12 protein-coding genes and 4 pseudogenes are annotated in these 22,927 nt (G+C 56.8%); 12 read left to right on the forward strand and 4 right to left on the reverse strand.

Translation table 11 applies throughout. The features are described 5' to 3' along the window. Positions 1-681: 681 nt before the first annotated feature. Positions 682-1,311 carry a LysE family translocator gene (locus RA167_RS05330; RefSeq protein WP_076786938.1) on the forward strand — a complete coding sequence of 210 codons (630 nt, stop codon included), beginning with the start codon at positions 682-684 and terminating at the stop codon, positions 1,309-1,311. A 373-nt stretch (positions 1,312-1,684) separates the two neighbouring features. Here RA167_RS05330 and RA167_RS05335 read toward each other — a convergent pair whose 3' ends face one another. After that, complete coding sequence (locus tag RA167_RS05335) at positions 1,685-2,332, reverse strand: TetR/AcrR family transcriptional regulator (protein ID WP_076786940.1); 648 nt, start codon at positions 2,330-2,332, stop codon at positions 1,685-1,687. A 320-nt stretch (positions 2,333-2,652) separates the two neighbouring features. Here RA167_RS05335 and RA167_RS05340 point away from each other — a divergent pair, with 320 nt between their 5' ends. From RA167_RS05340 to RA167_RS05380, 9 genes and pseudogenes are all read left to right on the forward strand, one after another. Continuing rightward, entirely contained in the window at positions 2,653-3,084 is a 432-nt protein-coding gene (locus tag RA167_RS05340; RefSeq protein ID WP_237574295.1) for an EthD family reductase, read from the forward strand. 240 nt (positions 3,085-3,324) lie between these two features. Further along, positions 3,325-3,549: pseudogene (locus RA167_RS15645) on the forward strand (transposase); the annotation flags it as partial. A 730-nt stretch (positions 3,550-4,279) separates the two neighbouring features. Beyond that, positions 4,280-5,935, forward strand: a complete 1,656-nt coding sequence (locus tag RA167_RS05350) for a ShlB/FhaC/HecB family hemolysin secretion/activation protein (protein ID WP_083706059.1) — start codon at positions 4,280-4,282, stop codon at positions 5,933-5,935. A gap of 40 nt (positions 5,936-5,975) precedes the next feature. Beyond that, complete coding sequence (locus tag RA167_RS05355) at positions 5,976-15,935, forward strand: hemagglutinin repeat-containing protein (RefSeq protein ID WP_083706060.1); 9,960 nt, start codon at positions 5,976-5,978, stop codon at positions 15,933-15,935. Between the two features lie 714 nt (positions 15,936-16,649). Next, positions 16,650-16,892 (forward strand): hypothetical protein, encoded by a 243-nt coding sequence (locus tag RA167_RS05360; RefSeq protein WP_076786948.1) that lies wholly within the window; start codon positions 16,650-16,652, stop codon positions 16,890-16,892. A 113-nt stretch (positions 16,893-17,005) separates the two neighbouring features. Next, positions 17,006-17,203: a hypothetical protein gene (locus RA167_RS05365; protein WP_139337109.1), complete on the forward strand. Its 198-nt coding sequence runs from the start codon at positions 17,006-17,008 to the stop codon at positions 17,201-17,203. A gap of 4 nt (positions 17,204-17,207) precedes the next feature. After that, positions 17,208-17,603 (forward strand): hypothetical protein, encoded by a 396-nt coding sequence (locus RA167_RS05370; RefSeq protein WP_139337110.1) that lies wholly within the window; start codon positions 17,208-17,210, stop codon positions 17,601-17,603. Positions 17,604-17,945: 342 nt separating this feature from the next. Further along, positions 17,946-18,539 (forward strand): hypothetical protein, encoded by a 594-nt coding sequence (locus RA167_RS05375; RefSeq protein ID WP_175972444.1) that lies wholly within the window; start codon positions 17,946-17,948, stop codon positions 18,537-18,539. A gap of 32 nt (positions 18,540-18,571) precedes the next feature. Beyond that, positions 18,572-18,859 carry a hypothetical protein gene (locus RA167_RS05380; protein ID WP_076786952.1) on the forward strand — a complete coding sequence of 96 codons (288 nt, stop codon included), beginning with the start codon at positions 18,572-18,574 and terminating at the stop codon, positions 18,857-18,859. A 58-nt stretch (positions 18,860-18,917) separates the two neighbouring features. On the opposite strand, the pseudogene RA167_RS05385 reads toward RA167_RS05380, so the two are convergent. The 3 pseudogenes from RA167_RS05385 to RA167_RS05395 form a co-directional block, all read right to left on the reverse strand. Then, a pseudogene (locus RA167_RS05385) lies at positions 18,918-20,421 on the reverse strand (IS5 family transposase). A 91-nt stretch (positions 20,422-20,512) separates the two neighbouring features. After that, positions 20,513-21,031, reverse strand: a pseudogene (locus RA167_RS05390) (helix-turn-helix domain-containing protein); the annotation flags it as partial. Between the two features lie 40 nt (positions 21,032-21,071). Next, a pseudogene (locus RA167_RS05395) lies at positions 21,072-21,270 on the reverse strand (transposase); the annotation flags it as partial. 295 nt (positions 21,271-21,565) lie between these two features. Between RA167_RS05395 and RA167_RS05400 the strand changes: the two are divergent. Together RA167_RS05400 and RA167_RS05405 are read left to right on the forward strand one after the other, a co-directional pair. Continuing rightward, positions 21,566-21,706, forward strand: coding sequence for a hypothetical protein (locus tag RA167_RS05400; RefSeq protein ID WP_175972447.1), 141 nt, complete (start codon positions 21,566-21,568; stop codon positions 21,704-21,706). A gap of 300 nt (positions 21,707-22,006) precedes the next feature. Further along, complete coding sequence (locus RA167_RS05405) at positions 22,007-22,873, forward strand: class I SAM-dependent methyltransferase (protein WP_076786956.1); 867 nt, start codon at positions 22,007-22,009, stop codon at positions 22,871-22,873. Positions 22,874-22,927 lie beyond the last annotated feature (54 nt).

Genomic DNA, 22,927 nt, shown 5'->3' on the forward strand with positions numbered 1-22,927 from the left:
CGAACATGGGCACATTGGCAGCTTGTCCGTCACCTGCTGTGCAATACCGCCGCAACTGAAGTTGTCTGCTGCTGTGGATGCCAGCGCCAGTGCGCCCGACGACTTAACACGATTTGCAGGCAGAGTCAATTGTACGAATTGGCGAGCATCTATTGCGCAAAGACATCACGGTCCTGCGCAAGTTCCAGCCTGATCACCCCCGGGCAGTATCCAGATACAGCACATGCTAGGCGGTATCCGGACAGCACACACTGCACTCTGGAACGACGCGTGCGGTGCTGGCGGGCAAGTTCCGGCCTACCAAGAGAAGTTTTCCCGCAGCAGCACGAGTGTGGTGCACAAGACCTGTCGGATTTTACCGACATGGCTGGGCTACGCGTGACGATCGCCGGCTCGCCATTCGATCACTGGCTGTATCATTTCGTGCTGGCCTTCTCGCGCTGGGAATGCTTCCATGTTGCCAAACGAAGCGAGAGCTTCGAAGCATTATTCACTGACTTGCAAAACACGCTGTGGTTGTCTAGACGTTGCCCGCGCGAAAATCGCATGCTACACACGCGCAGCAATCGCGCTCAGGCTCACGAGAATGGCTATGGGCTGATATTGCGCATGTGTCAGCCTTAATGGCGGCAAGCATGGACGTGGCTTGAGGTGATCGATGAACGGCGATAGGAGCTTTCGATGCTGGACTTTTCGACTTTGGGCACCTTTGTCGTGGTCGTGCTCGGACTGTTGCTGATTCCCGGGCCAGCTGTGTTGCTGGTGCTCACGCGCACAGTACAAGGCGGCCGCACAATCGGCGTATTCACCGGGCTCGGTGTGGCGGCTGGAGATCTTATCCACACGCTTTGTGCAGCAGTGGGCTTATCCGCGTTGCTGATGACCTCAGCGCTGGCATTCAATATCGTTAAGTTGGCTGGCGCCGCGTATCTACTCTATCTTGGGGTGCAGGTGTTGCTCGAGAAACCGACACTTGGGTATGCGCTCACGCCGAAGCCGGCTGCGGTTTCACCTAGGAAGGCCTTTGTTCAAGCGATGCTGATCGAGGTGCTCAATCCAGAAGTCGCGTTGTTCTTTCTTGCATTCCTGCCACAGTTTGCGCAGCCGGAGCGCGGTGCGACGTTTTGGCAGTTCGTCGTGCTCGGGCTGATCTTTGTCGCCATAGGCATGTTGTACTTGACGGCTGTAATCTTTTCGATACGCTCGCTTGGCCGCATCATGTCGCGTTTACACTGGCTGCGCCGCTGGGAGAAAAAAATGATTGGCATCATCTTCGTCCTGCTTGGACTGAAGCTGGCGATGCAGCAATAATAGGTTTGGTTTGGAGCAACACAACGCATAGCGCCGCCAGCCGTCGCACTTAAAAAATTAGATTGGACGTTTCATTGGTCTTAGCGCCATGCGGTCAGTCAACCCGTTGTTCAATGAAATGGACGGTCGCTCGCCGATCCAACGCAGCACGCCGGGCGCTTTGACGCGCTGCGCCAGCGTTCGAAAACGTTGATGGCCAGACACGCCGCTGAAGGTCGGACACGCCGACGTGTTCAAGCGTGTGACCGGAACTGGCGCCCAGTTTCATCCGACAAACGCAGGCCCTGCACCATGTAGCCGCCTCTGCGCGGCCTTATTTGCGGCCTTAGCTGCATCCTATCAGCGTAGCTTTGGCAGCCCAGTCTTGCTTGGCTTAGCGGCGTTCCGCTGATGGGGATTCACTGTCCGTGACTGCTCGCGATGCATCCCAAACCGACATGACATGGGTGATAGCGGCATCTATGACGGTGTGGCGAACGCCGTCTCGAGCTAAGGTGGACAGCCCTAGCAGGAAACTGTCGAATACCGTAGACAAGGCGCGGACATTGACATTGGCGCGCAGTTCGCCGCTGGCGATGCCCCGCTCAATGCATGCAACAATGCCGGCTCGGGTCTGTGCACGTGAACGCGTCAGCGGTGCGGTAACTGCCGAGTGCTTCTCGGAAGGGGCGCTCAGTACGCCTAAGCCGACCATACATCCCTTCGGATGCCCGCGCTCGCACTGCATCTTGGCCGAACGGCGTAATGCCGTTTCGATGGCATCGCGCGGGGACAGACCGGTGTCCCACAGGCACTCCACCACCCGAGCGTAGGTGGCCAGATAGCGCTGCACGCATTCATGAAATAGTGCCTCCTTAGAGCCGAAGGCTGCATAAAAGCTTGGCGCGGAGATGCCTCCGCCGATGCAGGCCTTTAATTGGCTCAACGACGTCGACTCGTAGCCGTTCTCCCAGAAAAGATGCATTGCTTCCTCGACCGCTTGCTCTCGATTGAAGGTTCGCGGGCGTCCCATTGTCGCCATCTCAAGCTCCAGAATTGCTCCATGGTGAATATACTAAAGATACGTAAACCGTTGACAATCTCGTAGGTGCCCATTAATGTACCAATCGATACATAAATCAAAGCAATGCCACTTGCTTACGTTAGTGTTCGGTCGGAAGCGAACAGGACCGAAAAAGCTCTGACCGTCCGCGTACGTAGCGTGGTCGCTTGTGCTTGCCAATGGCGGGTTGTGCGCAGGCGAGGTAGCGTCCGTAAGATAGGTATTGATTGGTATATTAATGATGGCTTCCGAGCCATAACAGATCGAATTGCCCCACTTTTTACTGAGGGAACACTGCCATGTTTCAACGCTTCATGCAAATTGTATGCTGCACTTTCGTCCTGCTCGCCGCAGCCCCATCGTTCGCTATTGATAATTTTCTGGTATCAGATCCGGTAGATAGAGGCACTTCTATGAGCACAAGTAACACGCCGGTGGTCGTGTATGTGACCTATCAAGGCACACCGCAAACCCGGTTTGACCGAACCTATTACGTTACCCATCACCTACCGCTGGTGATGAAGGCTTGGCAACAGTACGGCTTGCTTAGCGCTACTGCGTTTTTTCCTGCTGCAGGGCAGGTCGGCACCATCGCCATCTGCGAATGCATTTTCCGCGACGAAGCAGCAGTGAAGGCCGCGTTTAGTTCGCCGGAAGTGCCTGAAGTGATGGCTGACGTACCGCGCTTCACCGATGTGGCGCCAAGTCGCGTGCGCGCGGTTGAACTTTGATTGGAGGCAAGAAGATGTCCGATCAACATGTTACCTGAGCGTCATGACGATGGCATCGGCTAGCAGGATGCGACGCGGCTATTTCTGGGTTCTTGGCGGATGGATCGAACTGGCTCGCCTGACATACCCGCGCAGCGAGGTGGCAACGCCAATGGGAGCCGGTGATACCCGGTGCTCCTGTCTCGGATAGTCGTAACCTACGCCGAAAACTTCGCGGCGGGAATACGCGGGGTACCGGTTCGTATCATGCCAGTTACCAACGCCATTGAAAGCATGCACATGTAGTTGCGTAAGGCCGTGAAAAATCGCGGTCGCTTCCCAAGCGACGAAGCCGACAACAAGCTGATGTATGTAGCCTTGCGCAATATCGAAAAGAATGGGTAGATGCCGCTTATCCCTTGGCGGCAAGCCATCAATCAGTTCGCTATTCTGTCCGGCGAGTGGTTCACCAGCGCCATGAACTGAGATCTTTTAACCAGCCTTAGCACACAAGGTTCCTGATACCTCTTCGCTGGCCGAGACCATCGAGGCGGCCAAGGGGCTGAGGTTGCTCCAGAATCAGGGTCGTTCTGAAATTCCAGCGTTTGGCTGTGGGTCCAACTGTCAAATGAGTTCGGCGCATCCGATAATGAGCTGACTTCGACCACCGCTGCCTACGCATACTATCCTGTGGCGGATCTGGCGGCATTAGAGGTTTGCTTCATCCTTCGAGGTCGGGTAAAGCCCGATGAATCACTCTTAAGCATTGGAGTCTGCACCAAACCAGCTGCGGTTCACTGCTTGTTGCCAATGCTGGTCCGCTGCCTGCAGCGTGGCTGGATGACCCACTCACCGGTGAATGGCACATCATTGGTCGCTCGCCGCGGCCTAATCGATGGAAATTTCGTCTGGGGGGCCTTCACCGGGTCCTTACGGTGTTTCGGCTGGAAACAGCATGTACCCCGATCAACATGGTGGTGCCGGGCCGATCGCTTCTTCATGCCTTTACGCTCGCGGCCAGCCTATAACGGAGGACTGCGGCGGCTGCTCGAGTGTGGAGCGCGCGAGTTCTGCTAGGATTGGCCCTAGCATGCGTTATTTAGCTGCTAGCGCTAGGCAAAAAGTGATTATTATGATAAGGAAAAAGGGGAAGCAGGCGGTTGGTCATCGCCAGTGGGGCGGAAAAGGGGTAGGGTTTTGCGTGGGTCTAGCGCCGATGATGTTGGCGCAAGCGCTACCGCTCGATGGTGCCGAACAGCAGCCGCTGCGCGAGCAGGAACGCGAGCGCGTACTTCGGCAGCAGCGTGAGGCCACGCCGGACGTGCGGTTGACACGCCCGTTAGCGCCTGAGCAAGCGCGTCTTCCCGCGCAAGAGTCGCCCTGTTTTCGCATCGAGCGCATAACACTCGACGGCGACACGGCCACGCACTTCCAATGGGCGTTAGCGGCGGCCAATCCACCGGACGACCCGGCCATTGGCCGCTGCCTGGGCACGGCAGGCATCAACCTGACGATGAAGCGGGTGCAAAATGCGATTGTCGCGCGTGGCTACGTGACCACGCGTGTGCTGGCGGCCCCGCAGGATTTGAAGGCTGGCACGTTGGCGCTCACGCTTATTCCGGGGAGGATCCGCGCGATCCGTTTCACCGACGATAGCAGTCCGCGCGCGACGCGGTGGAACGCCGTGCCGATTACATCAGGCGATTTGCTCAACCTGCGTGACCTCGAGCAGGCGCTGGAAAACTTCAAGCGCGTGCCGACGGCCGACGCTGACATCCAAATCACACCGGCTGAAGGGCCCGACGCCCAGCCTGGCGAAAGCGACCTGGTGATTGCGTGGACACAGGCGCATCCGGTGCGTTTAAACGTCTCTATCGACGATGCAGGCAGCCGGTACACGGGTCGGTACCAGGGTAGCGTGACCGTTTCGTACGACAACTGGTGGACGCTTAATGATCTGTTTTACGCCAGCTTCAACCACGACCTTGGCGGCGGGCATAGCGGCCCCAAAGGCACGCGTGGCTACACCGTTCACTATGAGGTGCCGTATCGTTACTGGCTCCTGGGTTTCACCACCAGTGGCTATGATTATCACCAGCCGGTCGTGGGCGCCTACCAAACCTACCGCTACGGTGGTGATGGCGATCTTACTGAAGTGCGCCTCTCGCGCCTGCTTTATCGCGATGCCGTGCGCAAGACCTACGCTCATGTGCGCGGGTGGCTACGCCATGCGCACAGCTTCATCGATGACACCGAGATCGAGGTACAGCGCCGCCACACGGCGGGCTGGGAAATCGGTTTAAGTCACCGCGAATTCATCGGTTCCGCCACGCTGGAGGGCGGCGTGGCGTATCGCAAAGGTACGGGTATGTTAGGGGCTCAGCCGGCGCCGGAGGAATTTTTTGGCGAGGGGACGTCGCGCCCATCGCTGATTACTGCAGACGCTCAACTGACCATCCCATTGACCATTGCTGCACAGCGACTACGCTACACCACGGCATGGCGCGGACAATGGAGCCGCACGCCGCTCGCGTTGCCGGAACGCTTGTCCATCGGCGGGCGCTATACCGTGCGCGGTTTTGATGGCGAAAGCGCCTTGATCGGCGACCGAGGCTGGCTGGTGCGCAATGACCTAAGCTGGTCGCTGAATCGCACCGGTCAGACGCTTTATTTGGGTGCTGATTATGCAGAAGTGGGCGGGTCATCCGCCCACTTCTTGATTGGGCAGCACTTAGCCGGTGCTGTGATTGGCCTGCGCGGCGGGGCCAAGGGGCTGCTCTGGGACGTTTTTGTCGGTACGCCGCTTAGCAAGCCGGCGGGTTTTCAGACCCGTCGCTTCAACGCCGGCTTTAACGTCAACTGGTCATACTAGGTATCGACGTTAGGACTGCTACCTTTCCTGAGTACCCGTCATGAATTCACATTTATATCGAGTCATCTTCAATCGGGCTCGCGGTTTACAGATGGCCGTGGCGGAGCATGTCGCCAGTCAACGCAAGCAGCGCGGCGTTCGGGCCGCCCGCTCGGCGTGCAGCCTGCTGGCGACGATGCGGGCACTGGATTTTTCGATTCTGGTGTCGCTCGGAATGGTCGTTGATCTTGCACAAGCGCAGATCGTGGCTGATCCTGGCGCGCCTCGCGACCAGCAGCCAACCGTGCTAAACGCCGCCAATGGCGTGCCATTGATCAACATTCAAGCCCCCAGCGCAAGCGGTGTGTCGCGCAATACCTATAGGCAATTTGACGTCGACCATCGGGGCGTGATTCTCAACAATGCTAGTACCCACGCGCAGACGCAGCTCGGCGGCTGGGTGCAAGGTAATCCGTGGCTAGTCAACGGCACCGCACGTGTGATTCTCAATGAGATCAACGCCAGTCATCCAAGCCAGTTGCGCGGCTACATGGAAGTGGCCGGCGAGCGTGCGCAAGTCGTGGTTGCCAATCCGGCGGGGATCAGTTGCGACGGCTGTGGCTTCATCAATGCCAATCGCGTCACGCTGACCACCGGCGCCCCGATCATGAATGGCGGCAACCTCGACGGCTACCGCGTGCAGCAAGGCGCCGTTACCATTGCCGGCGGCGGGCTCGATGCGAGCCGCGCCGATTATACCGACATTATCGCGCGCTCCGTCCAGATCAATGCTGGCCTCTGGGCTCAGCAGCTACGCGTGACAACCGGCGTCAATCAGGTCAGTGCCAGCCAGAGCGTGGTGGATCCAATTACCACAGACAGCAATGTGCCGGCTTTCGCTCTGGACGTGAGCCAACTCGGCGGCATGTACGCGCAGAAAATCGTCCTGCTCGGTACCGAGCACGGCGTGGGTATGCGCAACGCTGGCCAAATCGGCGCATCAGCCGGCGAACTGGTGGTGACCGCCGACGGCCGCTTGGAAAACAGCGGCGCCCTGCAGGCTAGGACCAATACGCGTTTGGACGTCGGCGGTGGCGTGGCCAACAGCGGTACGATCAGCGCTGGACGCGAACTCGTGCTCTACACCCCAAAAGATCTGGACAACCGGGGCGGCACCTTGAATGCTATGCGCCTGGAAGTAAACGCGGATTCCGTTACAAACCGAGGTGGCACCATTGAGCAAACCGGCGCCCAGGACCTGGTTGTACATGCCGCGCAGGTTCGTAACCGGGAGGACGGCCGCATCGGACAGGCTGGGGCGGATGCCGATGCCGCCACGATGCCCGGGCATGACGGCACGTCGGGCATAAACATCTCGGGTGACAGCGACGCCGCGCCGCTCGCGGCGGGTGCGCTCAACGTTACCCACATACTGGATAACGACGGCGGCCGCATCATGGCCAAAAGTGCCATTGATCTGACCGCCCGCGCGGGCCTGGACAATGAGGGCGGGCATTTAGGCGTGCGCGATTTAAACGTAAAGGACGGCGATCTGGTCAACCGTCTGGGTGAACTATACGTAACAGGCAGCCATCAACTCCAACTCGGCGCACTGCAAAACGAGAAGGGGCAGATGCAACTAGCCGGGCCGCTAACGCTGAACGCCCAATCGTTCGATAACCGCGCGGGTCAGCTGGTGGTAGCCGGCGGCGATAATCGTCTGGAGGTGATGGATGAGCTTGATAATAGCCGAGGCGGGCAGATTGTCAGCGACGGTGCGCTGCATATCCGTGCCAGCACGCTCAAGAACGCACAAGGTCGCGTGCAGCACGCTGGCGGTGGCCGTTTGCAGATCGAGGTGCCACAGTTTGAAGGCGTCGGTGGCACGCTGACAAGCGATGGCGTTTTGACCCTGACAAGTCATAGGGCTGACTTGCGCGGCGGCTTGACTCAAGCCAAGCAGATTCATGTTGACACAGACACGCTGATTACCGCCGAAGGCGTGCTGCGCAGCAGTGGCGCCGGCATGCTCGAGTTGAAGGTGCGCGACGTGTTGGACAACACCCACGGCGCCATTCGCGGTAATGGCGCGTTGACGTTGCAGGCGCAACAGCTGACCAACGAACGAGGTAGGATTAGCGCGGCCGGCACACACGACACGCAGGTTGACATCGCTGATCAACTCAACAATATCAATGGCCAGCTTGTTGCTGCCGGCAACGCGACGGTGCAGGCGCGCGATTTACGTAACCAGGGTGGCATGATCAGAACCAAAGGTCAATCCAACTTGAACGTGAGCGTTGGCGGCACGCTCGACAACCGTGCGCAAGGTACGCTCGCCGCCGACGGTGATTTGAGTGTAACCGCATCTACAGTGGACAATCGCCGGGGTAAGCTGATCGGTGCCCACGGACTGCGCGTCACGTCCACCACGCTGGATAATCGCGAAGACGGTTTGGTGAGCGCAACCGAAGGCCACTTGAAGGTGGACAGTCAAGGCCATACCCATAACGCGGGCGGCACGCTCCAGGCCGCCGGCGAGCTGACGTTGGACAGCACAGGTTTGGACAATACCGACGGCGCGATCCGGGGCAGTCAGGTCAAACTCGATACTCGGCAGGCGACACTAAATAACACTGGCGGCACACTGATGAGCACCGCCGGTCGCCTCGACGTGAGCAGTGGCGCACTGGATAACACCGGCGGGTTAGTGCAATCGTGCGGCGCGATGCGCGTGCAAACACACGGTCAAACGGTGCGTAACATCGATTCCGGCAAAACGGGCGGCATCTTTAGCGGCGGGGAGTTGGACTTAAATAGTGGCGAACTGCACAATCGCGCCGGCGTGGTGCATAGTCAAGGCCAACTCACCGCGCACGTTGGTGCGTTGAACAATACTCAAGGCCAGTTTGGCGGCAGCGCCGAAGTCGGGCTCAAGGCTGACAGTCTGCGCAATAGGGGTGGCGTGATACAGGCTGGACAGGCGCTGCAGATGGGCGTGGCTGATGTCACTGATAACGATGGTGGCCTGATAGCCGCGAGTGGCGAGTTATCGCTGAACGCTAAGCGGATTTATAACCGTGACACCCGTAGCACGGACCCGGGTACGCCGTTAGGTTTGCGAGGCGACGCCGTTGCGTTGACGGCCAAGCATATCGACAACCATGCCGGGACCATCACCGCCAATCGCCGCGTGGAGATCACCGGCGCGGGCACTGATAGCGTGCTGGACAACACGCAGGGCAACGTCTCCTCGGCCGGTAGCATTCAGGTTTTTGCCGATCATGTGTATAACCCGGCTGGCACGCTATTGTCCGGCACTGACCTCCGTGTCGAGGCTGAGAGTCTGCGCGGAGCAGGCCATTTACTGTCTAAGGGCAATCTGAACTTAGCGTTGCAGCAGGACTTTGACAACGAGAACGAAGTGACTGCCAACGGCCATGCCGTCATTCGCACCCCGGGCCGGCTGGTTAACCGCGGTACTTTCGAGGCAGACGAGCTTGAAGTACGGGGCGCGCAGATCGACAACACCGTCGGTGGCCGGATCAACGGAAACCGCGTGGGGGTGGCCACCGATGGCAAGTTATCTAACCATGGTCTAATCGATGGCGCGCAGACGCGCATCGAGGCCGGCGTGGTGGACAATATCGGCACGGGGCGCCTCTACGGTGATCACCTTACGCTGCAAGCCAACACCGTTGACAATCGACAGGAGGACGGCCAAGCTGCAGTCATCGCCGCACGGACACGGCTGGATATCGATGCAAGCAGGCTGAGCGGAGCGGGCCGTTTGCTGTCCGACGGCGATTTAAACTTGGCGTTGCAGCAGGACTTTGACAACGAGAACGAAGTGATGGCCAACGGCCATGCCGTCGTCCGCACGGAGGGACAACTGACCAACCGCGGTGTTCTTCAAGCAGGCGAACTCGAAGTACACGGCGCGCAGATCGACAACACCGTCGGTGGCCGGATCAACGGGAACCGCGTGTGGGTGGCCACCGGTGGCAAGCTGTCTAACCGTGGCCTGATTGACGGCGTGCAGACGCGCATTGGGGCCAGTGCGGTGGACAATGTCGGCACGGGCCGCCTCTACGGTGATCACCTTACGCTGCAGGCCAACACCGTTGACAATCGACAGGAGGATGGCCAGGCGGCGGTCATCGCCGCACGGGCCCGGCTGGATATCGGTGCGAGTAAGCTAAGCGGAGCGGGCCGTTTGCTGTCCAACGGCGATTTAAACTTGGCGCTGCAGCAAGACTTTGACAACGATCACGAAGTGATTGCCAACGGCCATGCCGTCATCCGCACGGGGGGACAACTGACCAACCGCGGTGTTTTTCAAGCAGGCGAGCTCGAAGTTCGGGGCGCGCAGATCGACAACACCGTCGATGGCCGGATCAATGGCAACCGCGTGTGGGTGGCCACCGATGGCAAGCTGTCTAACCGTGGCCTAATCGATGGCGTGCAGACGCGTGTTGAGGCCGATGCCGTAGACAATGTTGGCACGGGGCGTTTCTACGGTGATCACCTTGCGTTGCAGGCCAACACCATTGACAATCGACAGGAGCATGGCCGGGCCGCAGTCATTGCTGCGAGGACACAGCTGGATATCGGTGCAAACGTCGTCAACAACCACGAGCAGGCGCTGATCTTTAGTGCTGGCCATGATAGTACGGCGCTAAACATTGCCGGCGCGCTGAATGAGCAGGGCCAGGCCGTGGATCGTGCCGCTCACGTACTCAACGACAGCGCCACGATTGAATCGCTGGGCGGCCTAAGTTTCAATACCCAGCATCTGCTCAATCGCAACGCACACTTTGCCACTGAACTGGTGCAGGTTAGCGGGCCCACCCAGAGCATAGCGCTCCAGCCAGCCGGTGATCCCAATAAACACGATATCAACGACTATCATTGGGCGGGAGGGCACAAATCCGGCTGTTATTTTCACAACGGCACGGGCGCCGAAATCAGCAATTGGACTCAGTACGATATAACGCGCACCGAATACGAGACCCGGGTTACACAAAGCGCACCGGCGCTCATTCGCTCGGGCGGTAATCTTGTGCTGCACGGTGAAAACTTCACCAATGACAAAAGCCATATTTTCGTCGGCGGCACTTTACAGGGCGATTTGGGTAACCTGAAAAATGAGGCTGTGTTTGGCCAGCATATCACCCGCGAGGTAGGCACTAGCCAGTACACTTGGAATGAATGGCGTGGCGGCTTGAAACGCCGGCATGACCGCCACTGGGAGGCACGGATTGCTTACACGCCAGCCGACATCGTGCACACGATTGAGCTGCCCGTCTCCAAGGTCGAGCAGCATACCGCCAGCGGCGTGCGTGGCTATGCGATCGAACAGCAACAGCTTAGCCAGGCAGATGACGCGCTGAAAGCAAGCGAGATTGTCGAAGTGTCGGCCGTGCCCAGTGTGCGCGCTCCTGAACTGGGCCAGATCGATGTCGCGATAAGCGGTCCGGATCCGGCGATAAGCGGTCAGGGGCCGGTGATAGCGGGTCAGAATCCGGTGATAAGCGGTCAAGAACCAACGAGCGGCCAAAATGAGCAAGGTGGGCTTGATACGCACGGCGATGCCCCTATGGTTATCCGTACTGTCCAGCCGAGCGCCCAGGTACCGGCTAACAGCTTATTTCGTGTTCAGCCCAACAATGGCAGCTATCTGATCGAGACCGATCCGCGCTTTACCGACTATCGCACCTGGCAAAGCGCTGCTACCCTACTGTCACAAGGAAAGCACAATCCGGCCGCCACACACAAGCGCCTGGGCGACGGATTTTACGAACAAATGCTGGTGCGTGAGCAAGTCGCGCAACTGACAGGTCGGCGTTTTTTGAAAGGCTATGCCAGCGATGAGGCGCAATATCAAGCGTTGCTCGAGGCCGGCAGCGCTTATGCGAAAGCATGGAACCTGCGTCCTGGCGTGGCGCTGAGCGCGCAGCAAATGGCGCAGTTGACTCGCGATATCGTCTGGCTGGTTGAGCAGGACGTGCACCTACCCGATGGTACTGTCACTCGCGCGCTAGTGCCGCAAGTCTACGCCCGAGTCAAGCCGGGTGACCTTGACGGTAACGGCACACTGCTCGCCGCGGAATCGATCGACATGCGACTCAAGGACGAGCTCGTCAACACAGGCACCCTCGCGGGACACACTGCCGTGCAGCTGAATGCCGAAAATTTGCGTAACGTTGGCGGCCGGATCACTGGCAAGACAGTATCTGCTCAGGCGCTTGGCGACATTGACATAATCGGTGGCAGCATTGACGCTGACCAAGCCTTATTCGTTCAGGCTGGCCGCGACCTGAATATGGTCACTACAACCCGCAGCGATGCCAAGCAAGCTGGCCAGAGTGACTTTAGCCGTACCCATCTGGACCGTATAGCCGGTCTGAGCGTTAACTACCCCCTTGGCGGCCCCCTAGCGGCCAGCGCCGGGCGCGACGTCAATCTAATTGCCGCGCAGATCGCCAACAATGGGCAGAACGGCCAGACCGCCCTAATCGCCGGCCGTAATCTGAGTCTGGTCACGGTCAAAGTCGCGGAGCAAGAACGCAACGTCATCGACGCCAGCAACTACCTCAAGCAAGGCATTGAGCAAGAGGTCGGGACCACCGTGCATGCGCGGGGTGACGTACGCATGCAGGCTGGCGGCGACCTGAATGCCCGTGCGGCCCGCGTCAACAGCGACCAAGGCACATTGGTGGCGCTGGCTGATGGGGATGTCAACATCGTGGGCGGGCAAACAAGTCGTCACTGGAGCGAAGGCCGGCAGTATAAAAGTCGTAATCTGTTCGGCTCCAGTCAAACCACCACTCGCGACAGCCTGGTGGACACGACTGCGCAGGCCAGCATCTTCAGCGGCCACACGGTGGCGGTGCAAGGCCGCAACGTGACCTTGACCGGCAGCAACGTCGTGTCAGATAAGGGCACGTTTATTGAGGCGCAAAACGACCTGACTATCCAGGCTGCGACGCAGACCTACAGCGAAAGCCACTTTAAGGAGACCAAGAAGCGTGGTTTACTACATAACGGCGCGATGTCGGTGACAATTGGCAGTCAGGCGCACAGCGCTGACCAGCAAGAGGCCGGCACTCGTGCCATGGCTTCCACCGTGGGCTCGACCAATGGTAACGTGACCTTAGCTGCCAAACAGCTCTATCGGCAAGAAGGCAGTCATATCCTCACGCCGCGGGGCGATGTGGATATTCAGGCGGGCGAAGTCATTATTACGGAAGCCCGTGAGCAGAGTCAGGGTACGCAGCAAACTCAATTCAAGCAATCGGGTTTGACCGTGGCGGTGACGGCGCCAGCGATGGCGGCGGTTCAGACCGCGCAGCAGATGGAGCGGTCGGTCGGACAGACATCCGATCCCCGTATGCAAGCGTTGGCGGGCGTGACGACTGGCTTGGCCGTCAAGAACACTGCCGACGCCATCGCTCAGGATCCAAAATCGGGTGGCGGGGTTAACATTTCAGTCACTGTGGGCGGCGCGCAGAGCGGGAGCCAGGCCACTTACAACCGTGCCACCGCATCGGGTTCGAGCATTGCCGCTGGCGGCAACGTGAGGGTTCAAGCTATCGGTCCCGGCCAAGATTCCACGTTGACTGTACAAGGTAGCGAGATCCAGGGTGGCGGTGATGTCCAACTGAAGGCCGACGGCAAAATCAACCTGCTGGCCGCGCAAAACGCTCGCGAGTCGCACCTGACCCACAGCAGCCTCAGCGGGGGCGCAGGCGTGGCGGTGAACCTAAACTCCCAAGGCAAGACAGCTGGTGTGACAGCGAACGTCAGTGGCGCACGCGGCTGGGGCGAAGGCACTGACGTGAACTGGACACCCACCCACCTGAGCGCGGGCAACCGACTGGTGCTGGAGTCGGGCGGCGACACTACGCTTAAGGGCGCGGTGCTCAGTGGCCGGCAAGTGATCGGCGAAGTGGGCGGGGATCTGCACCTCGAAAGCCTGCAAGAGCGCAGTAGCGAGCGCAGCCGGGACATGTCGCTCGGCGGCAGCGTGACGGCGGGTTTGGGGGTGTCGGGTAGTGTCAGCTTCAGCCAGCAAAAGATTGCAAGCGATTGGGCGAGCGTGACCGAGCGCAGTGGCATCCAAGCGGGCGACGGTGGTTTCCAGATTAACGTCAAGGATCACACGAGCCTGAAGGGCGCGGCGATCGCCAGTACGCAGCAGGCGGTGCATGACGGAGCGAATAGTTTGACGACGCGCACGTTAAGTACCGAGGATATCGTCAACTACGCCGAATACAACGCCAGTAGCGTGGGCCTGAGCGGAGGTTACAGTGTGGGCGGCAGTGGTGGTGGCGAAGATCTGGAAGGGGTTGGCACGAACCAGTCTGGACAGGCGGCGACGGGCGCGGAGCAAGTACCGGGTAGCAAGCTGCCGTCGACTCCGGGCGGATTCAGCGTTGCGCCGCCGAGCGTGATGGCCGCTTCGGGCAAGGCCAGCAGCACGACGCTGAGCGGGATCAGCACGGGTACGATTCGCATTACGGATGAGGCGCAACAGAAAGCTTTGACGGGGCGAGACGTTGCGCAAAGCCTGGCCGGGCTGAACCAGCAAGTGCGGAGTGGACAGGATGGCGATAACGCGCTTAAGCCAATCTTCGACAAGGAGAAGATTCAGGCGGGGTTCGAGATTGCGAATCAGTTGACGCATCAAATCGGCACGTTTGTGGGCCATCGTCAAGCGCAACTGGATGAAGCACAACAAGCGGCCCAGGACCCGAATCTGAGTGCGCAGGCCAGGGCGCAAGCGCAACAGCAAGCGGCACAGCTAAAGGCGCAATGGGGCCCGGGTGGCACTTATCGACGCGCGCTGTCGGCGCTGGGCGCCGCAGCGGGTGGCAATGTGACGGCAGGCGCGGGGCAGTTTGCCCTGTCGGCGACCGTCAATTACGTGCAGGGTTTGGCGGCCAGCGAAGTGAAACGCGTGGCGGATGGCTTACGAAGCGAGGAAGCGCGCGCGGCGCTGCATGCGCTGGTGGGATGCGCGGGCGCGGCGGCTAGCCGCCAGGATTGCGGAGCGGGCGCGATGGGGGCGGCGGCCAGTTCGATGCTGGGCTCGTTACTCGGGCCGACGCAGGGGTTGACGCAGCGTCAGAAAGAAGCGCAAACGAACCTGGTGAGTTCATTGGTGGCAGCGGTGGCGGGGATGGCGGGCCAAGACACACCGACTGCGACGACGGCTGCGGTGACGAAGGGGCGGTTTAATCGGCAGATTAACGACAACGAAAAGAGGGCGATCGCGGAAAAGGCGGACAGCAATAAGGCGGAGCAAGAGCGGCTAGTCAAAGCGGCGTGCTACGCGGTGAAATGCTGGGCGGAGTACAAGCCGGGAAGCGAGGAGTACACGAAGCGCTATGTGAGCCAGCTTGAGGCTTCACAGCTTCAACCAGAGATCGATTGGGTGAATCAACAGAAAGAGGCGGGGCTGTTCGAGTATACGTCAGGCCAGAAGATTGGTGATGCGGTGAAGAGCGATCCGGTGGGGGTGGTAAAGGATGTGGCGAAGGTGGTGGCGGGTGGCGTCACTGCCAAGACAGGGGCTACAATTTGTGCGACGACTGGTGTTGGGTGTGTTGCAGGAGTTAGCATGATTAGCTTTGGTATAAGCGATATGGTAGAAGGCGGAGTAGGGCTATACAATCGATACAATGGTACCGATGCCCAGGGTATAAATCCATTGCGGTGGGGATTTACTCAAATCAGTCCGATATGGGGCAATACCGTGTATGACGCACTTAATTTCGGGACAGCCGCTTTGGCTCTACGGGCTTCTGTTCCGCTCAGAATTGGCGTGGCGGATGGGTTGAATCGTCCGAGCTCTATGTTTAATGTGACAGTTCCGAGGATTAATAACCCGATATTGAATCCGTTCACCCATATGCCTTTACCGTATGGAGTGACCCAGGGAACTCTGCTATTTGGGGTAGGTTCAAAGGGTGGAGCAGTAGTCAATGACATTCGTCATGCTGGAGAGGGAAAATGAACTGGCGACGACTTTACGCAATTTTGGAGGTATGTGGGACGGTCAGTTTATTTTCGTTTGTTGGCGCTGGATTCTGGTCATTTATAGTTGCGGGATTATGCCGAATAGCTTTCCAGTTAGATGATAACAAGGCGATGCTACTGATTGGGCTGCCACTATTTATAGTAATGAGCATTTGGTTTATTCGAGTTCTGCCAAAGCATCTGCGCAAGGGAGGAATATTGAGCGATGAGCCTAAGAAATTTGGCCCATGGTTTAAGAATGATAATAGGTGAGGTGATGCTAAACTAGGCCTGCCAGTAGATGAAGTTGCAACTCGGGAAGAAGAATGACAGGTGTTTGCTACTCGTGCTGGCTCTCTTCATTTTTTTCATCGTAGGGATGGTCTTGATTTGAATTATGAGAATTTAATAATCTATGCTGTGTTAGTGGTTACTATCAAGAAATGAGACTATTGGGAGCGTTTCTCGCTATACCTTCCGGTTCCGCTCAATGTGGGAGTGGCCGATGGATTGAATCGCCCTATTTCCATGTTTGGCGTGACGGTTCCACATATCGATAATGTGAATGTACTTCCGCTTACTAAACAGCCTTGGCCATATGGTACGACGCAGGTGCGTTACTGCTTGGGGTAGGCGCGAAAGGGATGGCAGTGGTTAAAGATGTGCGGCAGATAGTCAAAGACAAAAAATGAACTGGTGCAGATTATATGCCATGCTTCAAATCTGGATTATGGTTGGTCTGACTTCGTTAGCTTCTGCTGGCTGTAATACGGTCGTGGTAATCGGGATATTTAGGAAATTGCTTGGCTGGAGTGATGGCGTTTCCGTCTTTGGTATTGGGTTTCCTGTATTTGTGGTCCAGTTTATCCTGTTTGCAAAACACTTACCAAAGCCGCTGCGCAAGGCGGGTATGTTGAGTGAAGATCCGGAGAAATTCGGTCCGTGGTTCAAGTGAGGGTCCTAAAAAATTCAATATAGGGTTACGCTGCATACGATGGCGAAAATCTCCTCCTTGCTATTGAAAGATTACAGGCTTAAGTTATTTTTAATATGTTGGCATATGACGGGATGAATCGTCTGGATTTTATATTTGACGTAACTGTGCGGTGCTTCAATAATCAGAATTTAAATCCATTTACTAAATTGCCTTTGTTGGTTGGTACGATGCAAAGTATCTTGTTGTTAGGGGTTGGATATAAAGGTATGATGGTTATTAATAATGCTAAAAAATTAAAGAAAAATCGCCATTTTAAATGCTTGGGCTAGAGGGGTGAATTCGTGGATTGGAAAGGCGGTTCTTGGAATAAAAAAGGCTACGCCAGCCTTTGCAGGGAAGGGGATTGAAATTCCTTCTGGAAGTTTGATGGGGCTGGGCGGATTAATAAATTCAAGGAGGCGATCAGTGATTATAGAGGTAGGAATCATAGTTATCTCACTTGCCTCACTTACGATCACTTGGTTGATGTTTGGTAGAGGCGATCTGGAGTTGAAGCAAGAAAAGTTTGTTTACTGGTTAAAATCGACGCTATTTCTTGGTGTGTTGCTGACTGCCTGGCTGGTATACAAAGAACCTACATTGAAATTTTTACTTTCTGCTATTCTTGGTTTTTTGTTCTCTGCATTACTGAATTGGATGAGGTCGCAGTGGGTTTTTATGCTTCACTGAATGATAAGCTCGAAAAATTCCGAGAGATTCAACATGACATAACATATCTCGAAGCGCGGAATAATTGCAAAAAAATGGTGCTCAAAAGCGTGAGTCGATATAAAGTATCTACGCTTCAATTGGCCGTTGCATCCGGAAGAGAAAAAGTGGTTTAGCCAAAGAGAAGTGGCGTATGCGAAGCGGTACGGTTTGACTGAAGTGCAGGTGTGTGAGGAGCTGGCAACGTAGGCGGAGTGGCAAGTGTAGAACGGCTCGCCAGGCGAATGGAATCAGTGAGCCCATAAAATTCTGAAGCAGGCGCATGGGATGCTGACGGCAGACGGTGACAGCGAGCCAGGGTAAATGTTCTATGCGACGCCAGCTCAAAAGGCTGATCCGAGCATGTATGCGGAGCACTATCCGAGCGGCTTGGGGCTTAACCAGCCCACATCAGAAGCGATGAATGCGTCGGTCAATCATGATGCAACCAGTCGAGAGATGATTGCGAAACAGACGCTGGGTGCGGCGGCTGGCGCAGGAGCGATTGTGTTGGCACCGAAGGTTGCTGTGGCAGCGGGGCTGGGTACGGGGTATGACTACGCAGGCGATGTGATTAGCCGAGCAATGGGGTTGTCGAATGGTGAACCGAGTGTAGGGAAGTCGCTGGTTGTGGGTAGTGTTGCTGGAGTAGCGGCGCCGTTTTTCTTGCCGTTGAGCACGTTGGGTGGGAGTACCGCGGGAAAAATTGTGGTCGGCGGTTATAACAGTGTGCTGGCGGGAACGGGCGTTTGCGGGCACGGCAATCACGCAGTCAGGCAACCCGGACCTCTCTGCGGGTATCGGTTTGACTGGAGCAGTATTGAGTCAATGAATAGATGCAACAATGTCAGGACCTGCGGGGGCGTTTATAAATCAGTTAGTCCAAGTCTTATCTGGTACTGCTCAAGCAGTGCTTGAGCCGAATAAAAATAAAGAAAAATAGAGGCAATATGTTTGCTGATTTGAGCAAGAAGAGAAAAAATATATTCAAGCGCGCGGCCGTCGCATATATGTGTGCCATTGGCATTCCGATGGTTGTAATTATATTCTCGTTTGCACAAGGTGGTGGGTGGAAGCCAGTTATGGTCGGTTTTCCGGTCTATATAACTATATTTGGAAGTATTACATATCAATTCATCAAAGAACTGCTGGCGCTAAAGCAAGAGGAGGGAGAGGCGGGAGTTTCAGAAAAAATAGCAAGCAATAGCAACGACTTTAATGTGAGTGATCTAATCTAATGCCTGATGTACAGGACGACCTAAACGCAGCTAGTCGGACCTGCAAAATTCAATTCGACTAGCAAAGGGGAATTTGACGCCAGCGCTGGGTCCATAGGGCGAAGCGGATGCGAGGGGCCTGTGATTGGCCGAGGGCGTTGCCGGCGGCGAGCAAAGCGGCGAGCGCATAAAAGGCCTTCAGGCCCAGACGGGCAACGGCGCGCAGCACCAACGCAGGTTGTAGCCGGCCGCGCATAGCACGGCATGCACGGCGTCGTCCGTTTGTCCCTTGGGCCGGCAGCGGCGCATGCTGTGATCATGTTTCAAGTGCCCGATGATCGGTTCGATGGCCTGCCGGCGTTTAAGCCAGCGCCGCTGCTTGTTTGAAAGTGTCTTGCTCTTGCCGCGATGGACTAGTTGCACCGGTGCAATATCGGCGTCGGCGCCGCGATAGCCCAAATCGGTCAGTATCGTCTTCACCCTCGGTGTACCTTGCACCTCTTGCAGCAGGATCGAAGTCTGTTCCAATTGCTCGGCCAGCACGTGGCCCTCATACGGTTGCCTGGGAACGCCCGTGCGCCGACGATCAAGCCATGCCGCACGGTGATTGCCAAGCTGACCTTGACGCCAAACTCATAGGGCTGGCGTGCTTTGCCCTTGCCGATGCATTCGACCCGCGGCGCGTGCAACGCGTAGAGTTTGTTCTTGTCCTTGGCACGTTGGCGGCAGATTCGCCACGCCCGCTCCAGCCAAATCCGCAACGACGTTTGCCGCTCGTGCGACCGCTCGGACATCTTGCGTTCGATGTCGCGCAGCACTCGGCCCAGCACGGTGCGCTGACGCTTGAGCACGCGACGCAGACGTTTGAACTGCTTGGCGTGCGCGTAACCACCGGCGCGGCGGCGCAGCCGCTTACCTTCACGTTCATAGGTTTGCTTGAGCGTCAGGCCCGCGCGCCGCGCCAATTGCACCAGCTTGGTCCGTGCCACCCTTGAGCAACCGGCTCTCGCTCGGATAGGCGATCGCCTTCTCCTGAACCGTGCTATCGACGAAAACGCGCTCGAATTCGGCCGGCGTGATCGCCTTCATTTGCGTTGCCGCGGTCATCGTTGTCGCAAGCAACTCCTCGACACCGGCCTCGCCCAAGGCTTGCCGAAAGCGCACGAGATGGGTCGGATCGCAGGGCATGTACGCATGAAAGTACTCCTCGCCACAGAAGAACTGGAAGTACACGTCTTGCGCCCAGCGCTCGCACACCGACTCGTCACTTTCATTGTACGCGTGCTTCAGATACAGCAGCCCCACCATCAAACGGATAGGCAATCGAGGGCGGCCCGCCGCGCTCGGGCCACTCCACTACCAGCCAGTACCGTCGTCGTGCCGAACAGATCCGCGCCTTCCAGAACACGACCTTCACGAGCACGGCGCTCAAATATAGGCGCCAGCGTCGCTTCGATGGATCCCCACGGCATGCGCGTGGCCAACACCGCCAGTGGATGACGAAGATCGATCTTCGTGTCCAGACGGCTGCGGAAAAGTCGGGCGTGCTCATCAGCGTGGCTCGCAAACTCCCAGAAAACCAATTAGATCAATAGTGATTCTGGGAGTTCGATCAATCATGATCTCCCTCCAGCATCTTGCTGCCCTTGCCTCGGCTACCTTATGCAGGTCCGACGTATTACGTGCATTTCCACGCGAATAGACGGCTAGTACACGCAAACGAGGACAATCGTCGCCGGCGGTGTACTGATAGACGTCCCGCGCAATCTTCATCGTGTCCATCTGGACGCAATCCCTCGGAACCGGACGGCTATAACGTTTCGGCTGCGCTGGTCACCCGGGCCGAATCGATGATTTCACACGCGCCTCGCACAAGATCTTGCGAACGGGCGCGAGGGATCGTTCTCTTGGCTCGTGCAATCGCAACCCATTCTGGATCCGCTGCGCGCCTTTGTGCTCGGCACGCAGTCGGAGGATCGTTGCTCGATCGTTCTCAGAAACCTTCTGGCTTGGACTTCGGTGTGGACGGCGGCTTTGGGATGGCAGACCTGCTTCGCCGGCTTTCTGATATCGGCGTAGCCATTTGCGAAGTGTCGGTTGGGAGATGCCACACCGCATACACACGAGGCCAGCATTGCCGACCTCGTGATACATGTGCACCCAACGTAATCGCGCGGCGATCTCTCGGTCCATCGCCTCATTTTAGTTGAAACGATGTCCGTGAATCGCACAGCTTAAGCTTCGCACTCTGTTCTTCAAGTTGCTTCAGGCGGCGCAATTTCGATGCTCCGAGGCCCCGTACTCCTGTCGCCAGTTGTAGAACATCGCATCGCTGACGCTCCTCTTGCGGCGCACTTCTGTCACCGGCGTGCCCGACTGCGCTTGCCGCAACGCGAACGTAACCTGACCTTGGTGTACTGGCTCTTCTTTACGGCGTAACCTTCTTCTCGTCAGGGTTGCATCATGCCAGATTTTTATGCTTCTGCATGGCCCAGTTTTTTGAGGGGCAGTGTCCGAGCCAAGTGACCCGCATCGTGATGCACGGACGCGTCGTCGTTGACGGTCGGCAGGTGCCCAATGTGGTCTTAAAAATATGGTATGCCAATCATTGGTGCAACAGCTCATCATTCGACAAGTTGCAATCGGTATCCAACTCGGCGGCGTTCGATCGTAACCGGTGCCAATGGCCGCTACAGCTTCCGTAGTGTCGTGCTGAACGGATAAGTTGTGCCGCCGGGCAGCCTGATCGAAAACCGGCTGGGACAGCTCGGCAGGCATGGATGCGATCTCGCGCATATCCACTTCTTTGTTTCGGCCTTTGGCATGCGCAAGCTGATGATGCAAACTAACGCCGTATCTTTGAAATGATTTTGCGTTAACGCCGCATGGAACGTGCGAGCACGCTGTACGGGAGTTGGATCGTCCACAACAAATCGGCCACACTCACATAGGCGGTCGGCGTGGGCGAGATCGGACTGCTGGGCAAGTTCGGCACAGAGCAGGCGGGCTATTGAGCGCCTATGCAAACGTCTGCAGTCCAAGCGCGCCACACACGCTTGTTGCCGTGAGCAACTGGCTGCGCAAGCCAAATAATCTAGCTGGAACGTTTTTGCTCATTGGGTTATGATGAGCAAAATTTCAATAGTTATGTCAAAAACGAGGTAAAAAATGGAAGCTTCATTAGAAAAAGACGTATCGCCGATCAGCCAATGGTATGACATGATGACTCGGATGTTTCCCGATGACCGCCTAACTTTTCTGAACTACGGTTATTTGGACGATCGCAGCAACTTTGACTGGATCAAAGAGGAGGACCTTGAGCAGAAATGTTCGGCTAACTTAATCCGAACCATTTTAGGCGATGCTGATTTGCGTGGTAAAAAGGTCCTTGAAGTGGGTTCTGGAAGAGGAGGAAATTGTTCTTACCTTGCCAGATATGCTGGCGCCGCATCAGTAACCGGGCTGGACTTCTGCCCAGCGCATATCGAGTTCTGCAATCAGGTGCATCGTCTAGACGGGTTGTCCTTTATTGGCGGTGATGCGACGAACTTACCCTTTGCCGATGAAGAATTCGACGTGGTAGTCAACATCGAGTCGTCTCACTGTTATCCAGACATGAATAGGTTCGGTGAAGAAGTGCGACGGGTGCTGAAAAAAGAAGGCTTGTTTTTTTATGCCGATACCATGAAGGGCGACAATCATGATGTGTTGTCCGAGCAGGATAAAATCGGCGTTGATTTTTTCAATAACGTGTTGGGGCAGCATCAGGCAATGATTGCCAACGCCCAATTCGTTGTAGAAGGCCATATTGATATTTCTGAAGGAGTGGCCAGGGCTTTTGAAAGCGAGAAAGGTCACCTAAAGCACGTACTCAAGGCATTGGTGAGTGAAAAGAAGCAGCAGCATGATCTTCTACCGCCCGATGTGTATCATGCATTCGGCACTATGTTTCACTTCTTTGACGATAGTGGCCTGAAGGCTTATAAAAATGGTCACCTAGCGTACAAATTTTGGCGTCTTAAAAAAGCTGCGTAATGTTTTAAGCCTGAGCTTAGACAATTCTTACGGCATTGAGTGTGCGCTGGCCCT

Source organism: Mycetohabitans endofungorum (assembly GCF_037477895.1).
Taxonomy (GTDB): Bacteria; Pseudomonadota; Gammaproteobacteria; order Burkholderiales; family Burkholderiaceae; genus Mycetohabitans.

Excerpts from the sequence above, each read along its gene's own strand:
- RA167_RS05330 (WP_076786938.1), top strand. The coding sequence starts at position 682 with ATGCTGGACTTTTCGACTTTGGGCACCTTTGTCGTGGTCGTGCTCGGA.
- RA167_RS05335 (WP_076786940.1), bottom strand. The coding sequence starts at position 2,332 with ATGGCGACAATGGGACGCCCGCGAACCTTCAATCGAGAGCAAGCGGTC.
- RA167_RS05340 (WP_237574295.1), top strand. The coding sequence starts at position 2,653 with ATGTTTCAACGCTTCATGCAAATTGTATGCTGCACTTTCGTCCTGCTC.
- RA167_RS05350 (WP_083706059.1), top strand. The coding sequence starts at position 4,280 with ATGATGTTGGCGCAAGCGCTACCGCTCGATGGTGCCGAACAGCAGCCG.
- RA167_RS05355 (WP_083706060.1), top strand. The coding sequence starts at position 5,976 with ATGAATTCACATTTATATCGAGTCATCTTCAATCGGGCTCGCGGTTTA.
- RA167_RS05360 (WP_076786948.1), top strand. The coding sequence starts at position 16,650 with ATGCTTCAAATCTGGATTATGGTTGGTCTGACTTCGTTAGCTTCTGCT.
- RA167_RS05365 (WP_139337109.1), top strand. The coding sequence starts at position 17,006 with ATGAATCGTCTGGATTTTATATTTGACGTAACTGTGCGGTGCTTCAAT.
- RA167_RS05375 (WP_175972444.1), top strand. The coding sequence starts at position 17,946 with ATGTTCTATGCGACGCCAGCTCAAAAGGCTGATCCGAGCATGTATGCG.
- RA167_RS05380 (WP_076786952.1), top strand. The coding sequence starts at position 18,572 with ATGTTTGCTGATTTGAGCAAGAAGAGAAAAAATATATTCAAGCGCGCG.
- RA167_RS05405 (WP_076786956.1), top strand. The coding sequence starts at position 22,007 with ATGGAAGCTTCATTAGAAAAAGACGTATCGCCGATCAGCCAATGGTAT.